This window comes from Amycolatopsis sp. NPDC006125 (assembly GCF_040614195.1).
GTDB classification, from domain to species: domain Bacteria; phylum Actinomycetota; class Actinomycetes; order Mycobacteriales; family Pseudonocardiaceae; genus Amycolatopsis_E; species Amycolatopsis_E tucumanensis.
In genome coordinates this window covers 63,412-83,659 of sequence record NZ_JBEXTZ010000029.1, presented here as the reverse complement: position 1 = coordinate 83,659, position 20,248 = coordinate 63,412, and the positions used below count along the sequence as shown (strand labels likewise).

Here is a 20,248-nt window from a genome sequence, read left to right as displayed (position 1 = left end):
GAATGGGCCTACCACCAGCCCTACACCTCAGAAACCCAACGACAAGCCGCCTTCCCCGACTGGCTCGACTGGTACAACTACCACCGACCCCACACCGGCATCGGCGGCAACACCCCCGCCAGCCGCGGAACCAACCTCACCAAACAGCACACCTAGGCCGGTTTGGACAGGAGGAAGTAGGCGTAGCGCTTGTCCAGTTCGTTCTCGGGCACGAGCTCGATCGCTTCGGGAGTGAGGCCGTTACGCTCCGCCATCTGCCAGAACTCGGGAATCCCATAGGTGGTCATCGCGGCGACGCCGGTCTTGTAGGAGCGGCGTCGCGGCTTGCTGCGCCACCGGCCGTCGTCGTACTTGACCTGGATCATCGCGAGCCCGCCCGGGACCAGCAGGTCCCGGGCGATCCGCAAGAGCCGCTCGCCGTATTCGGGAGTCGGGATCAGCTCGAAGACGTAGAACGACAGGAAGACCTCACAGGGCCCGGCGATCAGGTCGAGCGCCCACTCCGGACGCTCGACCGGGATCTGAACCGGTTTGAACGGCGTTGCGCAGGCGGCGGTGACCTGATCGGCGCACTCCGCGAGACTCGCCGGCGCGACGTCCACGCCGATGTACTCGTCGCAGTGCGGGGCGAAGTGCACGGCGTTCGCCCCACCCCCGCAGCCCCACTCGACGACCCGCTTCCACGGGCGCTCGAACTGGACCATGCGCGCGCCGCGCCGGAACATCGCGAGGTGGCGGGCCCCGATCTGGTGCCAGAGGTCGTTCCCCTCGAAAACGGGGGCGTCCCGCCAGTGCGAGTCCGCCTTCCAGTTCACCCCGGCGGAGTCTTCCCAGTACTCGGAGGCATCCCGCGAGATGGCGTCCTCGGACTGTCGGATCCCCAAGGCAGCCAGGCCCCGGTGAACCACATCACGGCCGGCTGAGGCCGCTCGCCTGGCTGCGGCGTGAAGTCCCGACATGTCCTACCTCCGTGTCACAGTCGTGGCGACCCTACTAGACGTTCTAGTACTATCGGTGCAGACTCGTATTTCGTATCGCTCACGGGTGACCCCGTTCGAGTGGCCGGTCACGGAGTGGCCACCGGCGAAAGTCGCTAATGTAGGGGGCATGACCACGGTGAAGCGCGGCCTGCCCGTCCGGTGGCTGCTGCTTGCCGTGGTGGCGCTGGCGCTGGTGATCATGCACCACACGCCGGCTCAGCATGGATCGGACAGCGGAGCGCACTCGCCCGTCGCGGAAATGGCCGTCATGGATGTCGCGTCCTCCGCCATGATCCACCCGGCTTCCGGCGATACCGGTATGGCGGCGATGCTGCACCAATGCCTCGCCGTGTTCGGGCACGTTGCCTTCTGGGCTTTCCTGCTGCTCATGGGCGTCGTGTTCATCCGCCTGGCCGCGGGTACCCGCCTGGTCGTGCGTTCGCTGGTGGTCGCCGGGCCCGATCCGCCGCGAAGAGGTGACGGCCGGTCCATCCTGAACTCGGTCTGCGTGCTGCGCCTGTGATGGGTTGCCTGGCGTTCTCGCGCCAGCAACAGCAGGTCACCAACAAACGCGACTGAAGGAAGAACCAATGAACAAGGCATTTCTGGGTACTGGTATTGCCGTCGCCGCCGCAGGTCTCATCCTGGCGGGGTGCAGCGGCGGAGGAAACGACCACGCGGGAATGGACATGGGGAGCAGCAGTGCCGCCGCCCCCTCGTCCGCTCCCGCCCAGGCCGCGGCGCACAACGACGCCGACGTGACCTTCGCCCAGGAGATGATCAAGCACCACCAGCAGGCGATCGACATGGCCAAGCTGGTGCCCACTCGCAGCACCAACGACCAGGTGAAGAACCTGGCGAGCCGGATCGAGGCGGCGCAGGACCCCGAGATCCAGCAGATGCAGTCCTGGCTCACCCAGTGGGGTGTGGCGGCCACGAGCACCATGCCGTCGATGTCGATGCCGGGCATGTCGATGCCGTCGTCGATGCCCGGTATGGACCACGGGTCCATGCCCGGCATGATGACCGATGCGGACATGCAGAAGCTGGAGCAGGCCAGCGGCGCCGGGTTCGACAAGATGTGGCTGGAGATGATGGTCCAGCACCACCAGGGCGCGGTCGAGATGGCCCGTACCGAGGTGGCGAACGGATCGAACGCCGATGCCAAGGCGCTCGCACAGCGCATCATCGACGACCAGACCGCCGAGATCAACGAGATGCAGCAACTGCTGACCACCCTCTGATCCGCGTCCTGAGCAACCGGATGGGAGGCCGCCGAGGCTTCCCATCCGGTTGTCGTCGTTTCGGGACAGGCAGTCGAGACGGTACCGTTCGCCGAGTCCTGAATGGACCGAAGATGTGCCGGTATGCGTTCTGCTGCTTGTGGGATATGTCATGACGGCTGTCCACACGATCGGGCGATGGGCACTGTGGACAGTGGCATGCGCTCGTGGGGATCTGTTAGCGTCGCGACTGTGCGTACGGGCACGGCTACTTGGCGTCGGCCAGCAATTCTCCTGATTCTGTTGGGGCTGCTGGTCGTTGCTGGCGCACATCCGGAGGCTGGGTCCGGTCTCATCGCCGACGACCACGGATTTGTGGCCGAGCTCAGTCACGCTGCCGAAGGGCACGAACACCCTGACGGCGACCAGCACGAGCACGCAGCCCATCCGACTGCTGCACCGGCCGGGGCGCAGGTCCGCGAGGATCCCGGTGCGCAAGCCGATTCGGCAGTCACGTTCGTGGAGCCCGCCAACCTGCCTCACCAGGCGTCCGCCGCTGTCGCGAGGCAGCCGGCGCCGCCAGGCCGGTCGGGGCGTCAACGCCTTCTCGATCTCAGCGTTTCGCGTACCTGAGCAGTGCTGTACAGCCGCCGGACAGTCTCTGTCCGGGGGCGCAGCCTGCTCATGTCCGCATCACGCGAGATCGAAGGTTTGATGAACGTTCTGCCCAAGCAACGAATGCCGTCCGCACGCCTCCAGGCCGCGGGCGCGTACTGCCACTCGGTGGCCCGCGCCGTCGGGAACACCCCGGTGCTGTGGATCGAAGACCCCGTCGCCGGCTCTGACCGCGGGTTCTGGGCGAAGCTCGAGGGCTTCAACCCCGGCGGGATGAAGGACCGGCCCGCCCTGCACATGGTGAGCAAGGCCCGGGAGCGCGGGGAGCTCGTCGACGGCGCTCCTATCGTCGAGTCGACCAGCGGCACCCTCGGTCTCGGCCTCGCACTGGCCGGGATCGTGTACGACCACCCGGTCACCCTGGTGACCGACCCCGGCATGGAGCCGATCGTCCAGCGCATGCTGGCCGCCTACGGTGCCCGGATCGACCTGGTGACCGAGCCCCATCCAGTAGGGGGGTGGCAGCAGGCCCGCCGCGAACGAGTCGACCAGCTGCTCGGGGAACAGCGTGGCGCCTGGTGCCCGGACCAGTACAACAACCCCGACAATGTCACCGCCTACGCCGGCCTGGCCGACGAACTCGCCGCGCAGCTCGGGCGCATCGACATCCTGGTGTGCTCGGTCGGCACCGGCGGGCATTCGGCAGGGACCTACCGGGCTCTGCAACGCCACTTCCCCCATCTGCGGCTGATCGGCGTCGACACGGTCGGCTCGACGATCTTTGGTCAGCCCGCTGCCTCGCGGCTCATGCGGGGACTGGGCTCGAGCATCCACCCCCGCAACGTCGACTACGACGCCTTCGACGAGGTGCACTGGGTGGCGCCACACGAAGCGGTGTGGACCTGCCGGCAACTCGCCGCCACCCACCACGCGAGTGGGGGCTGGAGCGTCGGCGCGGTAGCGCTCGTGGCGAGTTGGGTGGCGCGCACCCACGATCCGGACGTGCGGGTGGCCGCTGTCTTCCCGGACGGGCCGCAACGGTACTTCGACACCGTGTACAACGACGACTACTGCGCCCGCCACCGGTTGCTGGACGCTCCGCCTTCGATGGAACCGGACACCATCGCCACCCCGGGCGAGCGTGTCGTCGACCGGTGGACGCGCTGCGAGACCGTGGTGGACCCCGTCGTGGCGACAGCGGGGAAGGTCACGGGAGCGTCCCGGTGATGCAGCTGGCGCAGCAGTTCCGCTCCTTCGGGCGGCCGAGTCAGCTCTTGATGGTCAACCAGTTCACCATCAACCTGGGCTTCTACATGCTGATGCCCTACCTCGCCAGCTACCTGTCCGGCCCACTCGGGCTGGCCGGATGGGCGGTGGGTCTGGTGCTCGGCGTCCGCAACTTCTCGCAGCAGGGCATGTTCCTGGTTGGCGGCACGCTGGCCGACCGCTTCGGGTACAAGCCGCTGATCGTGGCTGGCTGCCTGCTCCGCACGGGCGGGTTCGGCCTGCTCGCGGCCGTCAACTCGCTGCCCAGCCTGATCGTCGCCTCCGCGGCCACCGGTTTCGCCGGCGCCCTGTTCAACCCGGCGGTCCGGGCCTACCTCGCCGCGGACGCGGGGCCCCGGCGCCTGGAGGCGTTCGCCGTCTTCAACGTCTTCTACCAGGGCGGGATTCTGGCCGGCCCCCTCGTGGGCCTGGCGCTGACGACAGTCGACTTCCGGCTGACCTGCCTGGTTGCCGCGGGCGTGTTCGCCCTGCTGACGCTCGTCCAGCTCCGCGCGCTTCCCGCCCAGGTGCAGGCCGAGGACGGGGAGCGACGCTCGGTGCTGAGTGAGTGGCGGAGTGTGGCCGCGAATCGGACCTTCGTGTTGTTCTCGCTGGTCATGATCGGGTCCTACGTGCTGTCGTTCCAGACGTACCTGGCGCTGCCGATGGAGGCCAGGCGGGTCGCGGGCTCGGCCACGGCGAGTGACGCGCTCGTCGCCGGGTTGTTCGCGGTGTCCGGAGTTCTGGCTCTCGTGGGGCAGTTGAAGATCACCAGCTGGTTCAAGGCGCGGTGGTCGCCGGGAACCTGCCTGGTCATCGGGCTGTCACTGATGGCGCTGGGTTTCGTGGCCCCGCTCGCCGCCGCTCGCGCCGGTTCCGTCGCCGGCGCAGTCGCCCTCGTGCTCGCCGCCGCACTGGTCGCGCTGGGCACCGTGGCCGTGTTCCCGTTCGAGATGGACACCGTGGTGAGGCTGTCCGGTGAGCGACTCGTCGCGACCCACTACGGGTTCTACAACACCGTCGTCGGCGTCGGGATCCTGCTCGGGAACCTGTTCACCGGCACGGTGTTCGACCTGGCACGGACGGCGGGATGGCCGGAACTGCCCTGGCTGGCCCTGGCGCTGCTGGGAGGCGCGTGTGCTTTCGGCCTCCGGATGCTGGACCGCGACCGTCGGCTCGCGGCGGAGTCGGTGTCGGTCTGACCAGGGAGAAAAAGCGGATGCGGGGCGGGAGTGAACCGCCCCGCATCCCCGGCGTGCCCGCGGGAGGGGGACCGGGGCACGCGGTACGCGCTTCGAGAAACGCGATCACCACGGCTGATACTAGGCAAAGTAGTAGAAAAGGGCAACCGTCCTCGCTGGTCCTGGTAACCGGTGGGGCGGGCGAACCGATATCCTGGGGAGAGCTGCTGTCGGGCATGGCGGCGTCGAGGAGGTGGGGATGTTCGGTCTGGGTGACCTCGAATCCGCGGTCATGGACGTGTTGTGGCGAACCGCGGAGCCGATCAAGGTCCGGCAGGTGCTGGAGCAGCTGGACACTCCCCGGCAGCTCGCCTACACGACGGTGATGACCGTGCTCGACAACCTGCACCGCAAGGGCTGGGTCGAGCGCGAGCTCGACGGCAAGGCCTACCTCTATGAGCCGGCCCTCAGCCGGGAGGAGGCGGCGGCCCGCGCGTTGCGCGGCATCCTGGATTCCTCCGGAGACCCGGAGGCGGTGCTGTTGCGCTTCGCGCAGTCGGTGTCGGCGGACGAAGTCGACGTTCTGCGCAAGGGTCTGCGCCGGAAGGCCCCTCGGCGGTGATCGCCGCCCTGTCCCTGCTGGCCGGCGCGCTCGCCGCGGGCTGGCTGTTGCCGCGCCGGCTGGCGGCCTTGGATGCGAGCAGGCGCGATCCGGTCCTGCTGATCGTCTGCTGGCTGTTGTCGATGCTCGGAGTGGCGATGGCGGCTACCGCGGGCGTCGTCCTCCTCCTGATTCCGACCCACGGTTCGTTCGGACCGCTGCTCGCGGCGGTCAACAGCTGCTGGAACGCGCTGCAGCACGGGTCGCCACCGGCCGCGGAGGAGCTCGGTGGTGCGCTCGGCTCGATCGTGCTGGCGGCCCTGGCGTGCCGCCTGGTCGTCGTCGGCGCCCGGGGAATCCGTCGGCGCGCGCGGACCCGACGGGAACACCTGGCCGCACTCCGGCTGGCGGGCCGGGCGGACGGTACGGCTCCGACCACGCTGTGGCTGGCGCATGACACTCCGTTGGCCTTCAGCATGAGTGGCCGCCGGGCTGTGATCGTCGCCACGGACGGGCTGCGTCGGCATCTGGGGGACGATGCCGTGGCCGCCGTGCTGCTGCACGAGCAGGCTCACCTGAGCGGGCGGCACCACCAGTTGATCGCCCTGGCGGACGCGCTGCGCGCCGCGCTGCCCTTCGTGCCCCTGTTCCGTCAGGCGCCCGACGCGCTTCGTCAGCTGGTCGAGGTCGCTGCCGATGTCGTCGCCATCCGGGAGTGCGGGCCGGGTGCGGTGCGTGAGGCGCTGCTCGGTGTCTCCGGTTGTGGTGCTCCCGCTGGTGCGCTGGCGATGGCGCGGGACGCGGTGGCCGTGCGGCTGGCGCGCCTGGATGAGGGGGGCAGTCTCCCGTCCAGCGGGCTGCGGCGATTCGTGAACTGCGGCGCGGCCGGGATCACTGCCGCCGCGTTTCCGTTCCTGACAGGCGCGGTGCTGACCGTGTCGGTCGCTCTGGTCGCCTGCCCGCTCGGCATGGGCTGAGGCTGTCCCGGCCCGGCGAACCGTCATTCTTCGCCGGCGACCGAGCTGACGCGAAGGCCGATTCCGGCCACGATGAGGCCGACCAGGACGTACAGGGGCGAATGTCCGTCCGGGAGGTGCCTGAGGCCGGTCTGCTCGACGAGCCAGTTCACCAATGCGACGGCGGCACCCAGGGCGATGAGCGCATGGCCGGTCTTTCGTGTCGGGTGCGGTCGAGGCAAGCTTGCCATCAGTCCTCCATCGCTACTAAATGCGATAGTAGGTTAGTACGCTGGCCCCATGGACGCGAAGGAGAGCTCAATGGCCGAAGCCACCTACATCGTCAAGGGCATGACCTGCAGCCACTGCGTGAGCTCGGTGACCGAGGAGGTCAGTGAGATCGACGGCGTGCAGAGCGTGGAGGTCGATCTGGCCTCGGGCAAGGTCACGATCACCAGCGTGGAGCCCGTCCCCGCGGACAAGGTCGCGGCCGCGGTCACCGAGGCCGGCTACGAGCTTGTCGGCTGAACTGGACGTCTCGCCGGCAGCGATTCGAGGGCGAGGGCGGGTCGTGGTGTGGCTGTCTCCGGCATCGGGTGCGGTCCCCGGCCCGCGGCTCGCAATCGGTTGTTTGTCGAATCCCCCCGGCTTCAGCTCTCCTCGCTGCGGCGGCGAGGGTGGCCCAGACCAGCGCGGGTGATTATGGCGGCGGCCGCGAGCAGGACGGCGCCGGTGGCGTAGACGGCCGGAATGCCGCTGGTGTCGGCCAGCCATCCGCCCAGGGAGAGCGAGGCCAGGCGGCCGAGTTGCCAGATCATGTCGAACGCGGCGAATACTCGGCCTCGTACTGAGGGTGGGGCCTCGGCCTGGAGGAGCGAATTGAAGGTGACCGCGCCGGTTGACGTGCCTACGCCATAGCCGGCGAGGCTGGCCAGCGCTCCGGCGGGCGTGCGTATGAGCGCAAGCACTGTGTCAACGACAGCCCGGAGCACGTAGGGGCCGACCACGAACGCCGGGCGGCGGGGATCGGAGACCCAACGGGTCAGCAGCAGTGGTCCTGCGGCAGCGCCCACGCCGATGCACGCGAGCGCGATGCCGTAGCCGAGCGATCCGAGTCCCAGGCGTTCACGGATCAGTACGACGAGCAGAGCGCTTGTCGCCCCTGCCGACAGCGCGGCCAGCCCCTGTCCTACGGCCAGGGCGCGCAACACGCGATGCCTCGCCAGCACGGTGATGCCGTCACGCGCCTCGCGCCAGAAGGCTGTCTCTGCCGTTGATGTGGCCTGCCGCGTAACACGAAGGCCAGTCAGCAGCACCGCGGAAGTGGCGAAGCTGACGGCGTTGATCCAGAACGCCGGGCTGTAACCGATGGCGGCGACCACCGCCCCGCTGGCCGGGGCCAGCACTATCTGCGACACGACGGCGGCCGTCCATATTCCTGAATTGGCCGCTATCAGGTCCTTTTCCTCAACCAGGGCGGGCAGTGCGGTGCCGGCGGCGGGGTTGAAGAACACCGCCGCGGCCGAGAGGGCGAAGGCCATGGTGTAGATGCCCGGCACCGAGTCCGCCACCAGCGGCAGCGCCGCAGCCAGGCAAGTCCGGACCAGGTCGGCGGCCACCATGACCCGTACCGGCTGGAACCGGTCGACGATCACCCCGGCCACCGGGGCCAGTAGCAAAACGGGAGCGATCTCGGCGGCGACTACTCCGGCCACTCCCAAACTGGAGCCGGTGCGCTCGAGCACCAGCAGGCTGAGCGCGACCGTTGCGAAGGCGTCGCCCCAGGCGGAGGCCGTCCGCGCTGCCCAGAGGCGGCGGTAATCGGTGCGGGCGAACACGCGCCGGAGTCCGGCGTCCGGCCGCGCTGCTCGTGGCCGCCTCAGCGGACCTTCTCCAGGCTGGGCATCGGGCAGCAGGCAAGCTGGTGATTTCCGCTGTGCCGGCGTGTTCCTCGCGTCGTCATCGTGATTCACAACCGCCTTTCGCTGTTTGGCGTAGTCTCGGCAACGCTAGAACCTTCACGCTGAGTGAAGGTCAAGTCGGGCGACTCCTAGGGGCGAGCGATGGCTGGGATGCTCCTGACCGTGGGTCAGGCCGCCAAAGCGGCCGGCCTGACCCGCCGGGCAGTCCGGCTCTACGAAGAGCGTGGTCTGATGCGCTCTGCGCCCCGCACCGCTGCCGGCTACCGCGTCTACGACCAGGACGACATCGACACACTGATCTTCATCCGCCGCGCTCGCGCCCTCGACCTTCCCGTCAGCGATATCGGCGCCATCCTGGACGTGCACCGACGTGGTACCACGCCGTGCACGATGGTGGGGGAGCTGGTGGACAGCCGGATCGCTGAGGTTGACCGTGCCATCGCCGAGCTGGAGGCCTTGCGAGCGACGCTGGTCTCCACCCGCTCGCGGATCGTGCCCGCCGGGAGCACGGAGCAGGACGCCGGCGTGTGCCCGGTCATCGAACGCCATGCGCTCGTTGCAGGGTGCACCCGCGACTCCGCCCCTGCACGTGCCGAGCTTGGGGGCACGCTGGCGTCGGGCTGAACTGAACTGGTGCCGCTGGTTCACTCCGGGGCCGCCGACAACCTGGATCCGCTGTACTGTTGCCCCTCGAATTCTGGGCTAGGAGGTCGGCCATGATTCCGACCGTTGGCGATCATTGCCAGCTGCGCCGGGGCCAACGGGTGCTGTTCTGGCCTTGGGGGCAGCTCGACCACAACACCGCGCCGCCCCCTGTTCAGCAGCCTCCTTGCTCAGGTCGACGCCGGTCATCATCACGTCGTGCTCGATTGGCCGAACTTCGATCCTGCGGCTCCGCGGGAGCCGACGACTTCGTTCTGCTGAAGCGGTTCGCCAAGAACGACGGCGCTCGGCTGATCCTGACAGGCATTCGCGGTTCCGTTTCAGCATGACTGGCGCGCGGGACTCATCGGCGTGATCGGGACGAGAGTGAGCCCGGCGTGATGCCGTCGCCGCTCTGGGACTCGGCGCCGACAGAGCCGACGCTTGATCGGCTACGCGGGCCGGAGCTTGCGTTCCTAGGATGCCTGGGCGGTTGCCTGCTCGTCCGGCTGCAGGCCGGCGACCAGGTTGAAGGTCCCGGTCAGCTGGTTGAGGGCGACGAGCGCCGGGATCTCGGTGATCACGCGGTCGCTCCACCCGTGCGCGCGCAGCCGTTCGATGTCCGCATCGCCGATCGACGACGGTTCCGCGAGAACGGCGAGAGCGAAAGCGATCAGCACGGTCTCCCTGGCGTCGGTCGACGTGCCCTGGCGAGCCAGGGCGATGTCGGTCTCGGAGAGACCGAGCGACCGGGCGGCGTCGACGTGGGCCGCCAGGCAGGTGCCGCAGCCGATCCACTCCTGCAGCGCCAGGGAGACCTTCTCGCTCACCTTCCGCGGTGTGGCGGCGCGCTTCATCGCCCGCGAGAAATCCAGATAACCCTGGAGGGTCGCGGGGGAGTGGGCCATGGTGGACACCATTTCCCCCACGTCCCCATGGCGGGCCATGATCCCCTCGAGCAGTTCGGCCGACTTCGGTGGCGCGGCGTCCGGGGGCAGGGCGGCGATGCGTCTCATCTCTACCTCCTCTGCGGTCAGAGTATACCCGTAGGGGGTATATGGCAAGCAAGTTGTCGTCGGCTCAGTAGCCACCTCCGGTGGGCTGTTGGGGAGAGCTTCCGGCTGTGCTGTCACCACCGACGGTGATCGTGGCCGTCATGCCCTGTTGCCGGTGGTTGCCCACCGGGCAGAGGAGCTCGTAGGCGCCTGGTTGCAGTGTGACCGTGAGATCTGCCGACTGTCCTCCGCGGAACGTGGTCGTTCGTTCGTCCAGTCCGCCCGGACCGACGATTTCGAGCGCATGGGTCGTCTGGCCGTCGTTGCGGGCTGTGAACGTGTAGGTGCCGGGCGTGAAGGCGCGCTGCGGCACCCCGACAGCGAACTCGGTCAGTGTCACTGTGACGGATGTGCCTGATGGGGCGCTCAGCGGCTGCCCGGTGGAAGTGCTGGTTCCCGGCGGGTTCGTGCCGCCTCCGCTGCACGCTGCCGCGATCAAGCCGAGTGCGGTCAGTATCACCGCCGGGGCTCCGCGGCGGCACCTTGGCCGAGTCGGGTTGGGCTTGCATCGAGGGTCCGGCATGGGAGTCACCTCCTACGCGACCCGGGCTATCCTACTAGGATTCTTAGTAGCTGTAGGTGGCGAGAGGAGAGCGGATGCCGAAGATGTCGAGCGGGGGGCGCAAGCGCCGCCAGCAGCAACGGACGATGGAGGCGAATCTCCGCCGGGAGATGAGCAAGCCGGGCAAGGTGGCCTATACGGCGGCATACCGCCGCTGGCTCATCGGCCGAGCTTTCGGGTGGGTGCTCATGGCTGTCGGCGTGGTCATGGCGGTCGTGCACATCGGGGCTCACCTCGGCAACTTCTCACTGTTGCCGACCGCCGGGATGCAGGACCTGCTGCTGGGATGGCCCATGGCGGGTCTGTTGTTCACCACGGGGGCGGTGTTCGCCGGCCGGCGGCTGCGTACCTGATCCGGACGCGCGTGAACGGGCTCGGCTACCCCCTCTCTCGCCTCTACTAACCTGCATAGTGATAACGTTCCGGCAACGAACGCCCCCGACCCCGACCGAGAGGCGCATCGTGGCTCGTCATCATGCGCAACGTGTTGTCCGGAACAGCCTGCGAACGAGTGTCCTGCTGGCCGGATTCGCCGCCGGAGCGGCTGTCGCGGCCGCTCAGGCCGCGCCGAACGGAGGCTCCGCGCCCGCCGAGGCGGAAACCCTCACGCCCGCCGGTGTAGGTGGCGGAGGAGCCGGCGCTGCCGACCGTCTCGTCGCCCCGGTTCCCCAGCGCTCGGCCTTGGACGAGGTCGCCCAACTCGACGACGCCGAACAGACCCGCCGTGACAAGGCGGCGCAGGCGGCTCGAGAAGAGGCGGCCAGACAAGAAGCTGCCCAGCAGGAAGCGGCGAGGCAGGAGGCGCTGAGGCAGGAAGAGCTCCGCAACCGCGTGTACCCGCCGGTGACCGGAGTCATCACTTCGAACTACGGCCCCCGATGGGGGACGACCCATTACGGCTTGGACATCGCCAACAAGATCGGCACCCCGATCCGCGCTCCGCTGGCCGGGGTGGTGATCGACGCGGGTCCGGCGAGCGGATTCGGGCTGTGGGTCAAGATCCGCCATGACGACGGAACGATCACGGTCTACGGGCACATCAACAGCTATTCCGTGCGTGAGGGGCAGCGGGTGCAGGGTGGCCAGGTGATCGCCGAGGTGGGCAACCGGGGCATCTCGACGGGACCGCACCTGCACTTCGAAGTGTGGTCGCCGAGTGGCAAGAAGGTGGACCCGCTCGCCTGGTTGCAGGAGCGGGGCGCCGACGTGAGCGGCGGGTAACGGGCCGGTACCGGCCGTCGCCGGATACTCGCCGCCCTTGGCCCTGCGGTCGTTCGGCCCTCGATATCGACGCTGTTCGACCTCGGCAGCGGAAGGTACGCCGCTCCGCCGCGAGGTGACGACACCGAGGCGGCCAGGGCGGCCTGGCGCGAAAGAGCTGGATCGCGTCCGCGCGGACGCGAGGGCGGCTCGTGAGCAGGACGTGGCCCACGCCGGAGGTGCAGGGGTGGCTCCGCGACCTCGGCAGGGCACTGGGATTCGACGTCTGGATCGCCGGCAACGATCGCAGTCGCACTTGCGGCGGGCACGCGGCTCGCCGACGGGTGTCTCGCGGAACTGCCGGTGCGACTCTCGGCCAGCCCCGCCGCTGACGCGATCGCCTTGATCGACGTGCCGTCGCTGCACACCGACGGCGAGGTGGTCGCGGCGTTCGAGGTCGAGCATACGACTTCATCAACACCGGGATCGTGCGGATGCTCGACCTCGCCCTGAGCGCCGATCTGGACGCGGCGCATGGTCTGTACCTCGTCGCTCCCGGCGCGCGGCAGGACGAGATACGTGCGCCGCCGCCCCGCCTTCAGCCGCGTCGCGGATTTCAAGGTCCGCTATTGGACAGGGGCTGCATCCCATCGGGGCCCCTGGCGCGCGATCTGGGCTGACCGCTTGGCCGGTTTACTAAGACATTTAGTATTACTTTTCCCTTTCGGGTTCACGGTGTTTCGGGCCACGACCTCTTGTTGCGGCTCGGTTACGTCCGGCGCATCCGGGTGATCGCCCGTTGACCCATACCCTATGGGGGCATACAGTTTCACTCACTCGAGTGACGTGCATGTACGCAGCGGGGGTACGAGGTTGTCGACGACCTCGCACTGCCACGGTCCCCATGAGTGAGGGAGACGTTATGCGAAGGTCACAGGTCCAGCTGTCCCGGAGAACGATTCTGTCTACCGTTGCGCTCGCGTCCGCGGGTGCCTTGCTCGGATGCTCCAACCGGGCATCAGGCGATGTTCTGGAGAACGTGCGCGGCAGTGGCACGTTGCGGGTGGCGCTGACCCAAGCGAATCCACCGTGGAACTTCGTCGGCGCCAATGGTGCGCCTGCGGGGTACGACGTCGATGTCGCCCACGAGCTGGCCCGCCGCCTCGGAATCGGCAAGGTCGAGTTCGTCCAGGCCAGCTTCCAGACCTTCATCGAAGGGATCAAGGCCGGCCGGTTCGACATGGTGATCTCCGGCCAGACCATCACCGAGGAGCGCAAGCAACAGGTCGACTTCTCGCGGCCCTACGAGGTCAACGGGATCTCGATCTTCGTCCCGGCCTCGAACACCACCATCACCTCATTGGCCGATCTGAGCGGTAAGACCGTCGCGGTCTCGGCCGGAACCACCCAGCACAAGTTCGCCACCGACAAGATCCCGGACGTGCGCGTCAAGACCTACGACAACGCCACGCTCGGTCTCACCGATCTCTCCAGGGGCAATGCCGACGCGATGCTGGTCTCCCGGTTCCAGGGAAGCTACTTGGCGAGCCAGAACGGTCTGGCCGTCAAGCCGGCGGGGCCGTTGCTGGAGGCGGAGGTCAACGGCATCTCCTTCCGCAAGGACTCACCCGCGTTGAAACGCGAGGTCGACCGCGCGATCAACGACATGATCGCCGACGGGACGTTGACGCGCATTTCGCAGCAGTGGCTCGGCGGGCTCGACATGGCGTCCGAGCTCAAGGCGCTGCCCGCCAACTGAGGCCATTGTCCCCTGCGCTCCGTGGAGGAAGTCATGGACCTACTGACAAATGCTTTCCCGATGCTGCTGCGCGGATTCGGGGTCACGATCCTGCTCGGCGTGGCTTCGTTCGTTCTGGGGTCGGTCCTCGGCGCTCTGATCGCTCTGGCCCGGATCTCCCGCATCCGGGTGCTGCGAGCCGTGGCGATCAGCTACGTCTCGGTCTTCCGGGGTACGCCGCTGCTGATCCAGATCATGGTGATCTACTTCGGGCTGCCGCAGCTGGGCGTACAGCTGGAACCCATCCCGTCGGCGATCCTGGCGCTGACGTTGTTCTCGGCCGCGTACCTGAGCGAGAACTTCCGCGGCGGCATCCTCGGTGTCGACAAGGGACAGTGGGAGGCCGCGTCCTCGATCGGCATGCCGTATGGGCGGACCTTCCGCCGGATCGTGTTCCCGCAGGCGATCCGGATCGCGACACCCGCGGTGGGCGGCCGCTTCATCGCCCTGATGAAGGACACCTCCCTGGCCTCGGCCGTGACGGTGGTGGAGCTGACCCGGGTCGCGGAAAGCGTGGGCAACGCGAGTTTCCGCTACATGGAGTCGTTTCTCCTCGCCGGAGCCATGTACTGGCTGATCAACACCGTCCTGTCCGTCGGACAGGGCATGCTGGAAAAGCGGTTGGGAAGGGCCTACTGACCATGAGCGAACCGACCATCGAGATCACCGGCGTCCGCAAGAGGTTCGGCGAGGTTGAGGTGCTCCGCGGAGTCGACCTGTCCGTGGAACGGGGCGAAGTGGTCGTGCTCATGGGCCCCTCCGGCTCGGGCAAGACGACGCTCGTCCGATGTATGAACCTGTTGGAGGAACCGGACGCGGGCCGGGTACGGATCTGCGACTGCGCGTTCGACTGCGGCGCGCCACGGGATCGTTCCGCCCGTCGGCTGGCGCAGCGCGCACGGCGGCGAACCGGAATGGTGTTCCAGCAGTTCAACCTGTTCCCGCACATGACGGCACTGGGCAATGTCATCGAGGGCCCGCGCCAGGTCCGCCGGCTGCCCGCTGCCGAGGCGGTGGCGCTGGGGGAACGGTTGCTGGCCCGGGTCGGGCTGGCGGACAAGCGCGACGAGTACCCGTCACGACTGTCCGGTGGGCAGAAGCAGCGGGTGGCGATCGCGAGGGCTCTGGCCATGGAGCCGGAGGTGGTGCTGTTCGACGAACCCACCTCGGCCCTTGACCCCGAACTGCACGCCGAGGTTCTCGACGTCATCCAGGAGCTGGCCGGGGAGGGGATGACGATGGTGATCGTCACCCACGAAACCCACTTCGCGCGCGAGGTCGCCGACCGGATCGTCTTCATGGACGGAGGCGTCATCGTCGAGGAGGCGGCGCCGGACGTCTTCTTCACCCGGCCGGCCCAGGAACGGGCACGCTCGTTCCTCCGGCTGGTCGAGCACGCCGCGGTCCCGGTGTCGGCGCCTCTGCCGCGGCGTGGTGAGGAGGCGGTATGAGCACGGCCGATTTCGACGTCGAAACAGCCCGGAAGGAGACGCCGGGGTGCGAGACAGTGGTTCACCTCAACAACGCCGGCGCCTCGCTGATGCCGCAACCGGTTCTGGACAGCGTGATCGGGCACCTGCAGCTCGAGGCTCGCATCGGCGGGTACGAGGCGGCCGCCGCGGCCGCGGAGGCCGTGGACGGCGTGTACCAGTCGGCAGCGCGTCTGCTCGGTTGTTCGGCGTCCGAGATCGCGGTCGTCGACAGTGCCACCCGGGCGTGGGACCTGGCGTTCTACTCGATCCCCTTCCGGCGTGGCGACCGCATCCTGACCAGCGAGGCCGAGTACGCCAGCAATTTCATAGCCTACCTGCAGGTGGCCGAGCGGTACGGGGTCCGAATCGACGTCGTGCCCAACGACGAGTCCGGACAGCTGTCCGTCGATCGCCTGCGCGAGATGGTCGACGAGCGGGTGCGCCTGGTGTCGCTGACCCACGTCCCCACCAACGGTGGTCTGGTCAACCCGGCCGTCGAGGTGGGGCGGGTGGCGCGCGAGGCCGGGGTCCTGTACTTGCTGGACGCGTGCCAGTCGGCCGGCCAGCTCCCGCTCGATGTGAATGAGATCGGGTGCGACATGCTGTCGTTGACCGGGCGGAAGTACCTGCGGGGGCCACGGGGAACGGGGCTGCTCCACGTCCGCGGGGAGCGCCTGCCCGAGCTGCGGCCACCGATGCTGGACCTGCACGCCGCGACCTGGGTCAGCCGCACGGGCTACCGGATGCGGGACGACGCGCGCCGGTTCGAGTCCTGGGAATGCAACTACGCGGCGAAGATCGGCCTGGGGACGGCCATCGACTACGCGCTAGGCTGGGGCATCTACGCCATTCGTACCCGCGTCAACGGGCTTGCCGAGGAGCTTCGGCACCGGCTCGCGGAGCTTCCGGGTGTGCGCGTCCGGGACGTCGGGGCTCATCGGTGTGGCATCGTGTCCTGCACCGTCGATGCGATACCGGCGGAGGTGGTGAAAGCGACGATGGCCGAGCGCGGCATCAACGTCAGCGTGTCCCGGGCGCCGTCGACCCGGTGGGACATGGAGGCCAGGGGACTGACGGAAGTCGTCCGGGTCTCGGTGCACTACTACAACACCGTCGATGAAGTCGAGATGTTCTGCCGCGTGCTGGCAGATGCCATCCTCCGGTCAGGCCGATGAGGAGCCACTGCTTGGGGCATCGCCGCGCTTGCCTTCGACGGCATCCGCCAGTTGCTCCGAGGGGGCCGGCGTGGCATGGGAACTCGGCAGGGCCCGCCCGGAGAGCGTGATGTGCCCTTCGGCGTGCAGGCGCTCGATGAGATGCGGGTAGTGCAACTCGAACGCGGGCCGCTCGGACCGGATCCGCGGCAACTCGGTGAAGTTGTGCCGCGGGGGCGGGCAGGTCGTGGCCCATTCCAGCGAGTTGCCGAAGCCCCACGGGTCGTCCACGGTGACCGGTTCGCCGAACCGGTAGCTCTTGGCCACGTTGTAGATGAACGGTAGTACTGACGCGCCCAGGACGAACGCGCCGATCGTGGAGATCGTGTTCAGCAGGGTGAACCCGTCGGTGGCCAGGTAGTCGGCGTAACGACGCGGCATGCCCATCGCCCCGAGCCAGTGCTGAACCAGGAACGTCGTGTGGAACCCGACGAACGTGGTCCAGAAGTGCAGCTTGCCGAGTCGCTCGTCGAGCATCCGCCCGGTCATTTTGGGGAACCAGAAGTACACCCCGGCGAAGGTCGCGAACACGATCGTGCCGAACAGCACGTAGTGGAAGTGCGCCACCACGAAGTAGCTGTCGGTGACCTGGAAGTCCAGGGCCGGTGCGGCGAGGATGATGCCCGTCAGGCCGCCCAGCAGGAACGTCACCATGAACCCGACCGACCACAGCATCGGGGTCTCGAACGAGAGCCGGCCCTTCCACATGGTGCCGATCCAGTTGAAGAACTTGATCCCGGTCGGAACCGCGATCAGGAACGTCAGGAAGGAGAAGAACGGCAGCAGCACGGCGCCGGTGGCGAACATGTGATGAGCCCAGACGGCGACCGACAACGCCGTGATGCCGAGAGTGGCGAACACCATCAGCCGGTATCCGAACAAGGGCTTGCGCGCGAACACAGGCACGATCTCCGTGATGATCCCGAAGAACGGAAGCGCGACGACGTACACCTCGGGATGACCGAAGAACCAGAACAGGTGCTGCCACAGGATCGCCCCGCCGTTCGCCGGATCGAACACGTGCGCGCCGATGAGGCGGTCGGCGAGCAGGCCGAACAGCGCCGCGGTGAGGATCGGGAACGCGATCAGCACCAGGACACTGGTGAACAGGATGTTCCAGGTGAAGATCGGCATCCGCCACATCGTCATCCCCGGGCAGCGCAGGCACACGATGGTGGTCACCATGTTGACGCCGCCGAGGATCGTGCCGAGGCCGGACACGGCAAGGCCCGCGATCCACAGATTACCGCCGATGCCGGGGGAGTAGGTGGCGCTGGAGAGCGGGGCGTACCCGGTCCACCCGAAGTCCGCCGCACCACCTGGCGTGGCGAACGACGCCAGCACGATGGTTCCCCCGAAGAGGAACAGCCAGTAGGAGAAGGCGTTCAGGCGGGGGAACGCCACGTCGGGCGAGCCGATCTGCAGTGGCACGACCAGGTTGGCGAAGGCGAACAGGTTCGGTGTCGCGTAGAGCAGCAGCATGATCGTGCCGTGCATCGTGAACATCTGGTTGTACTGCTCGCTGGACAGGAACTGCAAGCCGGGGCGCCCGAGTTCGGCGCGCATCAGCAGGGCCAGAGCTCCCCCGACCAGGAAGAACCCGAACGAGGTGACCAGGTACATCGCGCCGATGACCTTGTGGTCCGTCGTGCGGAACAAGCTCAACAGCACAGCACCCCGCGGCCCCGGCGGACGCACCCGGCGGGGGACCGGACGGGGCGCGATCCCGGTCTGTGGTTTCGTCATACGGCACCTCCGCCACACCGGCGGTACTACTAGACGTGATAGTAGTCACAGGCGAGGTGTGGCGCGAGTCGACGGCCGCGCCCGACGGGCCGCGCGGTGGGGCGGCTGGGAGTCAGGACCGAACGAGCCTGGCGATGGCGTCCGAGGCTTCCTGGACCTTCTCCTCCGCTTCCTTGCCACCGGCCGCGGCGGCGTTCACCACGCAGGTGGCGAGATGTTCGTCGAGGAGCTCCAGCGAGAATGCCTGCAGGGCCTTCGTCGCCGCGGAGACCTGTGTCAGGATGTCGATGCAGTACTTGCCGTCTTCGACCATGCGCTGCAGCCCGCGGATCTGTCCCTCGATCCGCCGGAGTCGCTTGAGGTGACTGTCCTTGTCGCCGCGGTCACTCGCCATCGGTTCACCTGCCCGCTCGTGCTTCCCCGCCCTCGATCATACCCGAAAGGGGTATCGGAACGGTCTATTGAAGACCGATCGGGCAGGCCGCGATCGCGGCGGCCAGGAGCAACGCCGCGCCGGTGACGAACGGCAACGTGGTCGCGGCGAGTCCCATTGCGCCGCAGGTCAGTGCTCGACGTGCGCTCCCGGAACCGTTCCACCTGTCCAGTCGTGCGAGCCGGAGTGCGACGGCCTCTCCGGCCATCGCCAGGGCGCCGTCCGGGACGCCGTGCCCCGCCACGCCCAGGAGCGCGACGCGGACCGCGGTCGGTCCATGCCGTCGCGCCGCTGCTTCGTCCGCCGACAGCTCGACGAGGTCGCGGATCGTGGCGGGCGCTTGCCGGAACAGGGGGAGGAACGGCACCGTCCGGCGCAGGACCTCCGCGATACCGACGAGGAGGTGGTGCCGGCCGCGCAGATGGGCCTGCTCGTGTGCGAGGACCGCCGCCGCGCACGCTGCCGGGAGGTGCCGAGTCAGACCGTCCGTGGCCACGATGACGCCGGGACGGCCCGCGATGCTGAACGCCATCGGCTCGTCGTGCGCCAACCACAGCGTAGGGGGCTTGCCCGTGTCCGGGCGGCCGGCGAGCCTGAGGAGGTCCAGATGATGCCGTCGGGCACGTCGGACCCGGCGGATCTCGCCCACGCTGACAACCACCAGGCGGATCGCTCCGGCGAGCAACAGGACCGCGCTCAGTGCGCCACCCAGTTCCTCGAGTTTGGGGGACGTGCCGTGTTGCAGTGCCGTCCAGCATCCGGTCAGCGCGCTGGCCAGCGATCCTGCTGCGCCGTGCTCGGGGACGAACAGCAGCAGGATCCCGACGGTGCCCGCCAGCAGCACGCCGCCCATCGACAGCAGCCAGGCGCTGATGAGCGCCCTGGGGTCCCGTTGTTGCAGATCGGCGCGGCTGAGCCCCCATGGCGCCAGCCAGCCGGCGACGACAGCGCCGAGCAGGAGTGCGATCGCGACGATCATCGGCGATCCTTGCGGCGGAGAGCGGCACGCAGTACGGCGGCCTCTTCCTCCGATGCCGACTTGGCGAACCGAAGCAGCGCCGCTTCCGGGTTGCCTGATTCGGCCAGCACTTCCCGCAGCGCCCGCGCGGCGGCTTCCTCGCGGGCGAGCGCCGGCCGGTAGAGGTAGGCCTTACCGTGCAGTTCGCGCTGAACCCATCCCTTGCGGTGCAGGTGGTCCAGCACGGTCATGACAGTCGTGTAGGCCAGCCGTTTCCCGGTGTCCAGCAGCTGCAGGACGTCTCGGACCTTCGCCGGCTCATCCGTGCGCCAGAGGACCTCCATGACCGCGGCCTCCAGCTCGCCGAGTCCGAACATCGCACCTCCCGCGCTAGCCTACTATTGCAAATAGTAACCGTTCGTCG

General features: G+C 68.2%; 24 protein-coding genes. 15 read left to right on the top strand and 9 right to left on the bottom strand.

What is annotated here, in order from left to right; all coding sequences use genetic code 11:
* Positions 1 to 156 (top strand): integrase core domain-containing protein (locus tag ABZ193_RS17275; RefSeq protein ID WP_354710590.1); only part of this gene is annotated, 156 nt, incomplete at its 5' end.
* On the opposite strand, the gene ABZ193_RS17270 is transcribed toward ABZ193_RS17275, so the two are convergent.
* Positions 153 to 884 carry a class I SAM-dependent methyltransferase gene (locus ABZ193_RS17270; protein ID WP_354710577.1) on the bottom strand — a complete coding sequence of 244 codons (732 nt, stop codon included), beginning with the start codon at positions 882 to 884 and terminating at the stop codon, positions 153 to 155. The genes ABZ193_RS17275 and ABZ193_RS17270 overlap by 4 nt on opposite strands.
* Before the next feature lie 223 nt (positions 885 to 1,107).
* On the opposite strand from ABZ193_RS17270, the gene ABZ193_RS17265 reads away from it, so the two are divergent.
* The 6 genes from ABZ193_RS17265 (at position 1,108) to ABZ193_RS17240 (ending at position 6,843) form a co-directional block, all read left to right on the top strand.
* Positions 1,108 to 1,503: a hypothetical protein gene (locus ABZ193_RS17265; RefSeq protein ID WP_354710576.1), complete on the top strand. Its 396-nt coding sequence runs from the start codon at positions 1,108 to 1,110 to the stop codon at positions 1,501 to 1,503.
* 67 nt (positions 1,504 to 1,570) lie between these two features.
* Positions 1,571 to 2,224, top strand: a complete 654-nt coding sequence (locus ABZ193_RS17260) for a DUF305 domain-containing protein (protein ID WP_354710575.1) — start codon at positions 1,571 to 1,573, stop codon at positions 2,222 to 2,224.
* A gap of 717 nt (positions 2,225 to 2,941) precedes the next feature.
* Positions 2,942 to 4,045, top strand: coding sequence for a PLP-dependent cysteine synthase family protein (locus tag ABZ193_RS17255; RefSeq protein WP_354710588.1), 1,104 nt, complete (start codon positions 2,942 to 2,944; stop codon positions 4,043 to 4,045).
* Positions 4,045 to 5,286 (top strand): MFS transporter, encoded by a 1,242-nt coding sequence (locus tag ABZ193_RS17250; protein ID WP_354710573.1) that lies wholly within the window; start codon positions 4,045 to 4,047, stop codon positions 5,284 to 5,286. Before ABZ193_RS17255 ends, ABZ193_RS17250 begins: the two co-directional genes overlap by 1 nt.
* Positions 5,287 to 5,524: 238 nt before the next feature.
* Positions 5,525 to 5,887: a BlaI/MecI/CopY family transcriptional regulator gene (locus tag ABZ193_RS17245; protein WP_354710572.1), complete on the top strand. Its 363-nt coding sequence runs from the start codon at positions 5,525 to 5,527 to the stop codon at positions 5,885 to 5,887.
* Positions 5,884 to 6,843 carry a M56 family metallopeptidase gene (locus ABZ193_RS17240; RefSeq protein ID WP_354710571.1) on the top strand — a complete coding sequence of 320 codons (960 nt, stop codon included), beginning with the start codon at positions 5,884 to 5,886 and terminating at the stop codon, positions 6,841 to 6,843. Before ABZ193_RS17245 ends, ABZ193_RS17240 begins: the two co-directional genes overlap by 4 nt.
* Positions 6,844 to 6,866: 23 nt before the next feature.
* Here the strand turns inward: ABZ193_RS17240 and ABZ193_RS17235 are convergent, their stop codons facing one another.
* On the bottom strand, positions 6,867 to 7,073 hold the full coding sequence (locus ABZ193_RS17235) for a hypothetical protein (protein WP_354710570.1): 207 nt from the start codon (positions 7,071 to 7,073) through the stop codon (positions 6,867 to 6,869).
* Between the two features lie 70 nt (positions 7,074 to 7,143).
* Between ABZ193_RS17235 and ABZ193_RS17230 the strand changes: the two genes are divergently transcribed.
* Positions 7,144 to 7,350, top strand: coding sequence for a heavy metal-associated domain-containing protein (locus ABZ193_RS17230; protein ID WP_354710586.1), 207 nt, complete (start codon positions 7,144 to 7,146; stop codon positions 7,348 to 7,350).
* A 122-nt stretch (positions 7,351 to 7,472) separates the two neighbouring features.
* Here ABZ193_RS17230 and ABZ193_RS17225 read toward each other — a convergent pair whose 3' ends face one another.
* Positions 7,473 to 8,660 (bottom strand): MFS transporter, encoded by a 1,188-nt coding sequence (locus tag ABZ193_RS17225; protein ID WP_354710569.1) that lies wholly within the window; start codon positions 8,658 to 8,660, stop codon positions 7,473 to 7,475.
* A gap of 234 nt (positions 8,661 to 8,894) precedes the next feature.
* Here ABZ193_RS17225 and ABZ193_RS17220 point away from each other — a divergent pair, with 234 nt between their 5' ends.
* Positions 8,895 to 9,368, top strand: coding sequence for a MerR family DNA-binding protein (locus ABZ193_RS17220; RefSeq protein ID WP_354710568.1), 474 nt, complete (start codon positions 8,895 to 8,897; stop codon positions 9,366 to 9,368).
* Positions 9,369 to 9,862: 494 nt separating this feature from the next.
* On the opposite strand, the gene ABZ193_RS17215 is transcribed toward ABZ193_RS17220, so the two are convergent.
* Both ABZ193_RS17215 and ABZ193_RS17210 read right to left on the bottom strand, forming a co-directional pair.
* A complete protein-coding gene (locus tag ABZ193_RS17215; RefSeq protein WP_354710566.1) occupies positions 9,863 to 10,402 on the bottom strand; it encodes a carboxymuconolactone decarboxylase family protein in 540 nt (179 codons plus the stop codon).
* A 64-nt stretch (positions 10,403 to 10,466) separates the two neighbouring features.
* Entirely contained in the window at positions 10,467 to 10,781 is a 315-nt protein-coding gene (locus ABZ193_RS17210) for a hypothetical protein (RefSeq protein WP_354710565.1), read from the bottom strand.
* Between the two features lie 257 nt (positions 10,782 to 11,038).
* Between ABZ193_RS17210 and ABZ193_RS17205 the strand changes: the two genes are divergently transcribed.
* The 6 genes from ABZ193_RS17205 (at position 11,039) to ABZ193_RS17180 (ending at position 16,648) form a co-directional block, all read left to right on the top strand.
* Positions 11,039 to 11,356: a hypothetical protein gene (locus ABZ193_RS17205; protein ID WP_354710563.1), complete on the top strand. Its 318-nt coding sequence runs from the start codon at positions 11,039 to 11,041 to the stop codon at positions 11,354 to 11,356.
* Positions 11,357 to 11,684: 328 nt separating this feature from the next.
* On the top strand, positions 11,685 to 12,224 hold the full coding sequence (locus ABZ193_RS17200) for a M23 family metallopeptidase (RefSeq protein WP_354710562.1): 540 nt from the start codon (positions 11,685 to 11,687) through the stop codon (positions 12,222 to 12,224).
* Between the two features lie 901 nt (positions 12,225 to 13,125).
* Positions 13,126 to 13,962: an ABC transporter substrate-binding protein gene (locus ABZ193_RS17195; protein ID WP_354710561.1), complete on the top strand. Its 837-nt coding sequence runs from the start codon at positions 13,126 to 13,128 to the stop codon at positions 13,960 to 13,962.
* A 33-nt stretch (positions 13,963 to 13,995) separates the two neighbouring features.
* Positions 13,996 to 14,640, top strand: a complete 645-nt coding sequence (locus ABZ193_RS17190) for an amino acid ABC transporter permease (protein ID WP_354710559.1) — start codon at positions 13,996 to 13,998, stop codon at positions 14,638 to 14,640.
* Positions 14,641 to 14,642: 2 nt separating this feature from the next.
* Positions 14,643 to 15,452, top strand: a complete 810-nt coding sequence (locus ABZ193_RS17185) for an amino acid ABC transporter ATP-binding protein (protein WP_354710558.1) — start codon at positions 14,643 to 14,645, stop codon at positions 15,450 to 15,452.
* Positions 15,449 to 16,648 (top strand): aminotransferase class V-fold PLP-dependent enzyme, encoded by a 1,200-nt coding sequence (locus ABZ193_RS17180; protein ID WP_354710557.1) that lies wholly within the window; start codon positions 15,449 to 15,451, stop codon positions 16,646 to 16,648. Before ABZ193_RS17185 ends, ABZ193_RS17180 begins: the two co-directional genes overlap by 4 nt.
* Here ABZ193_RS17180 and ctaD read toward each other — a convergent pair.
* The 4 genes from ctaD to ABZ193_RS17160 all read right to left on the bottom strand — a co-directional run bounded on the left by ctaD (position 16,637) and on the right by ABZ193_RS17160 (position 20,201).
* Complete coding sequence (ctaD, locus tag ABZ193_RS17175) at positions 16,637 to 18,433, bottom strand: cytochrome c oxidase subunit I (RefSeq protein ID WP_354710556.1); 1,797 nt, start codon at positions 18,431 to 18,433, stop codon at positions 16,637 to 16,639. The two genes, ABZ193_RS17180 and ctaD, sit on opposite strands and share 12 nt — an antisense overlap.
* Positions 18,434 to 18,545: 112 nt before the next feature.
* On the bottom strand, positions 18,546 to 18,827 hold the full coding sequence (locus ABZ193_RS17170) for a metal-sensitive transcriptional regulator (protein ID WP_354710554.1): 282 nt from the start codon (positions 18,825 to 18,827) through the stop codon (positions 18,546 to 18,548).
* Positions 18,828 to 18,891: 64 nt separating this feature from the next.
* A complete protein-coding gene (locus ABZ193_RS17165; RefSeq protein ID WP_354710553.1) occupies positions 18,892 to 19,845 on the bottom strand; it encodes a M56 family metallopeptidase in 954 nt (317 codons plus the stop codon).
* On the bottom strand, positions 19,842 to 20,201 hold the full coding sequence (locus ABZ193_RS17160; protein ID WP_354710551.1) for a BlaI/MecI/CopY family transcriptional regulator: 360 nt from the start codon (positions 20,199 to 20,201) through the stop codon (positions 19,842 to 19,844). The genes ABZ193_RS17165 and ABZ193_RS17160 overlap by 4 nt, the downstream gene beginning before the upstream one ends.
* Between the last annotated feature and the right edge of the window lie 47 nt (positions 20,202 to 20,248).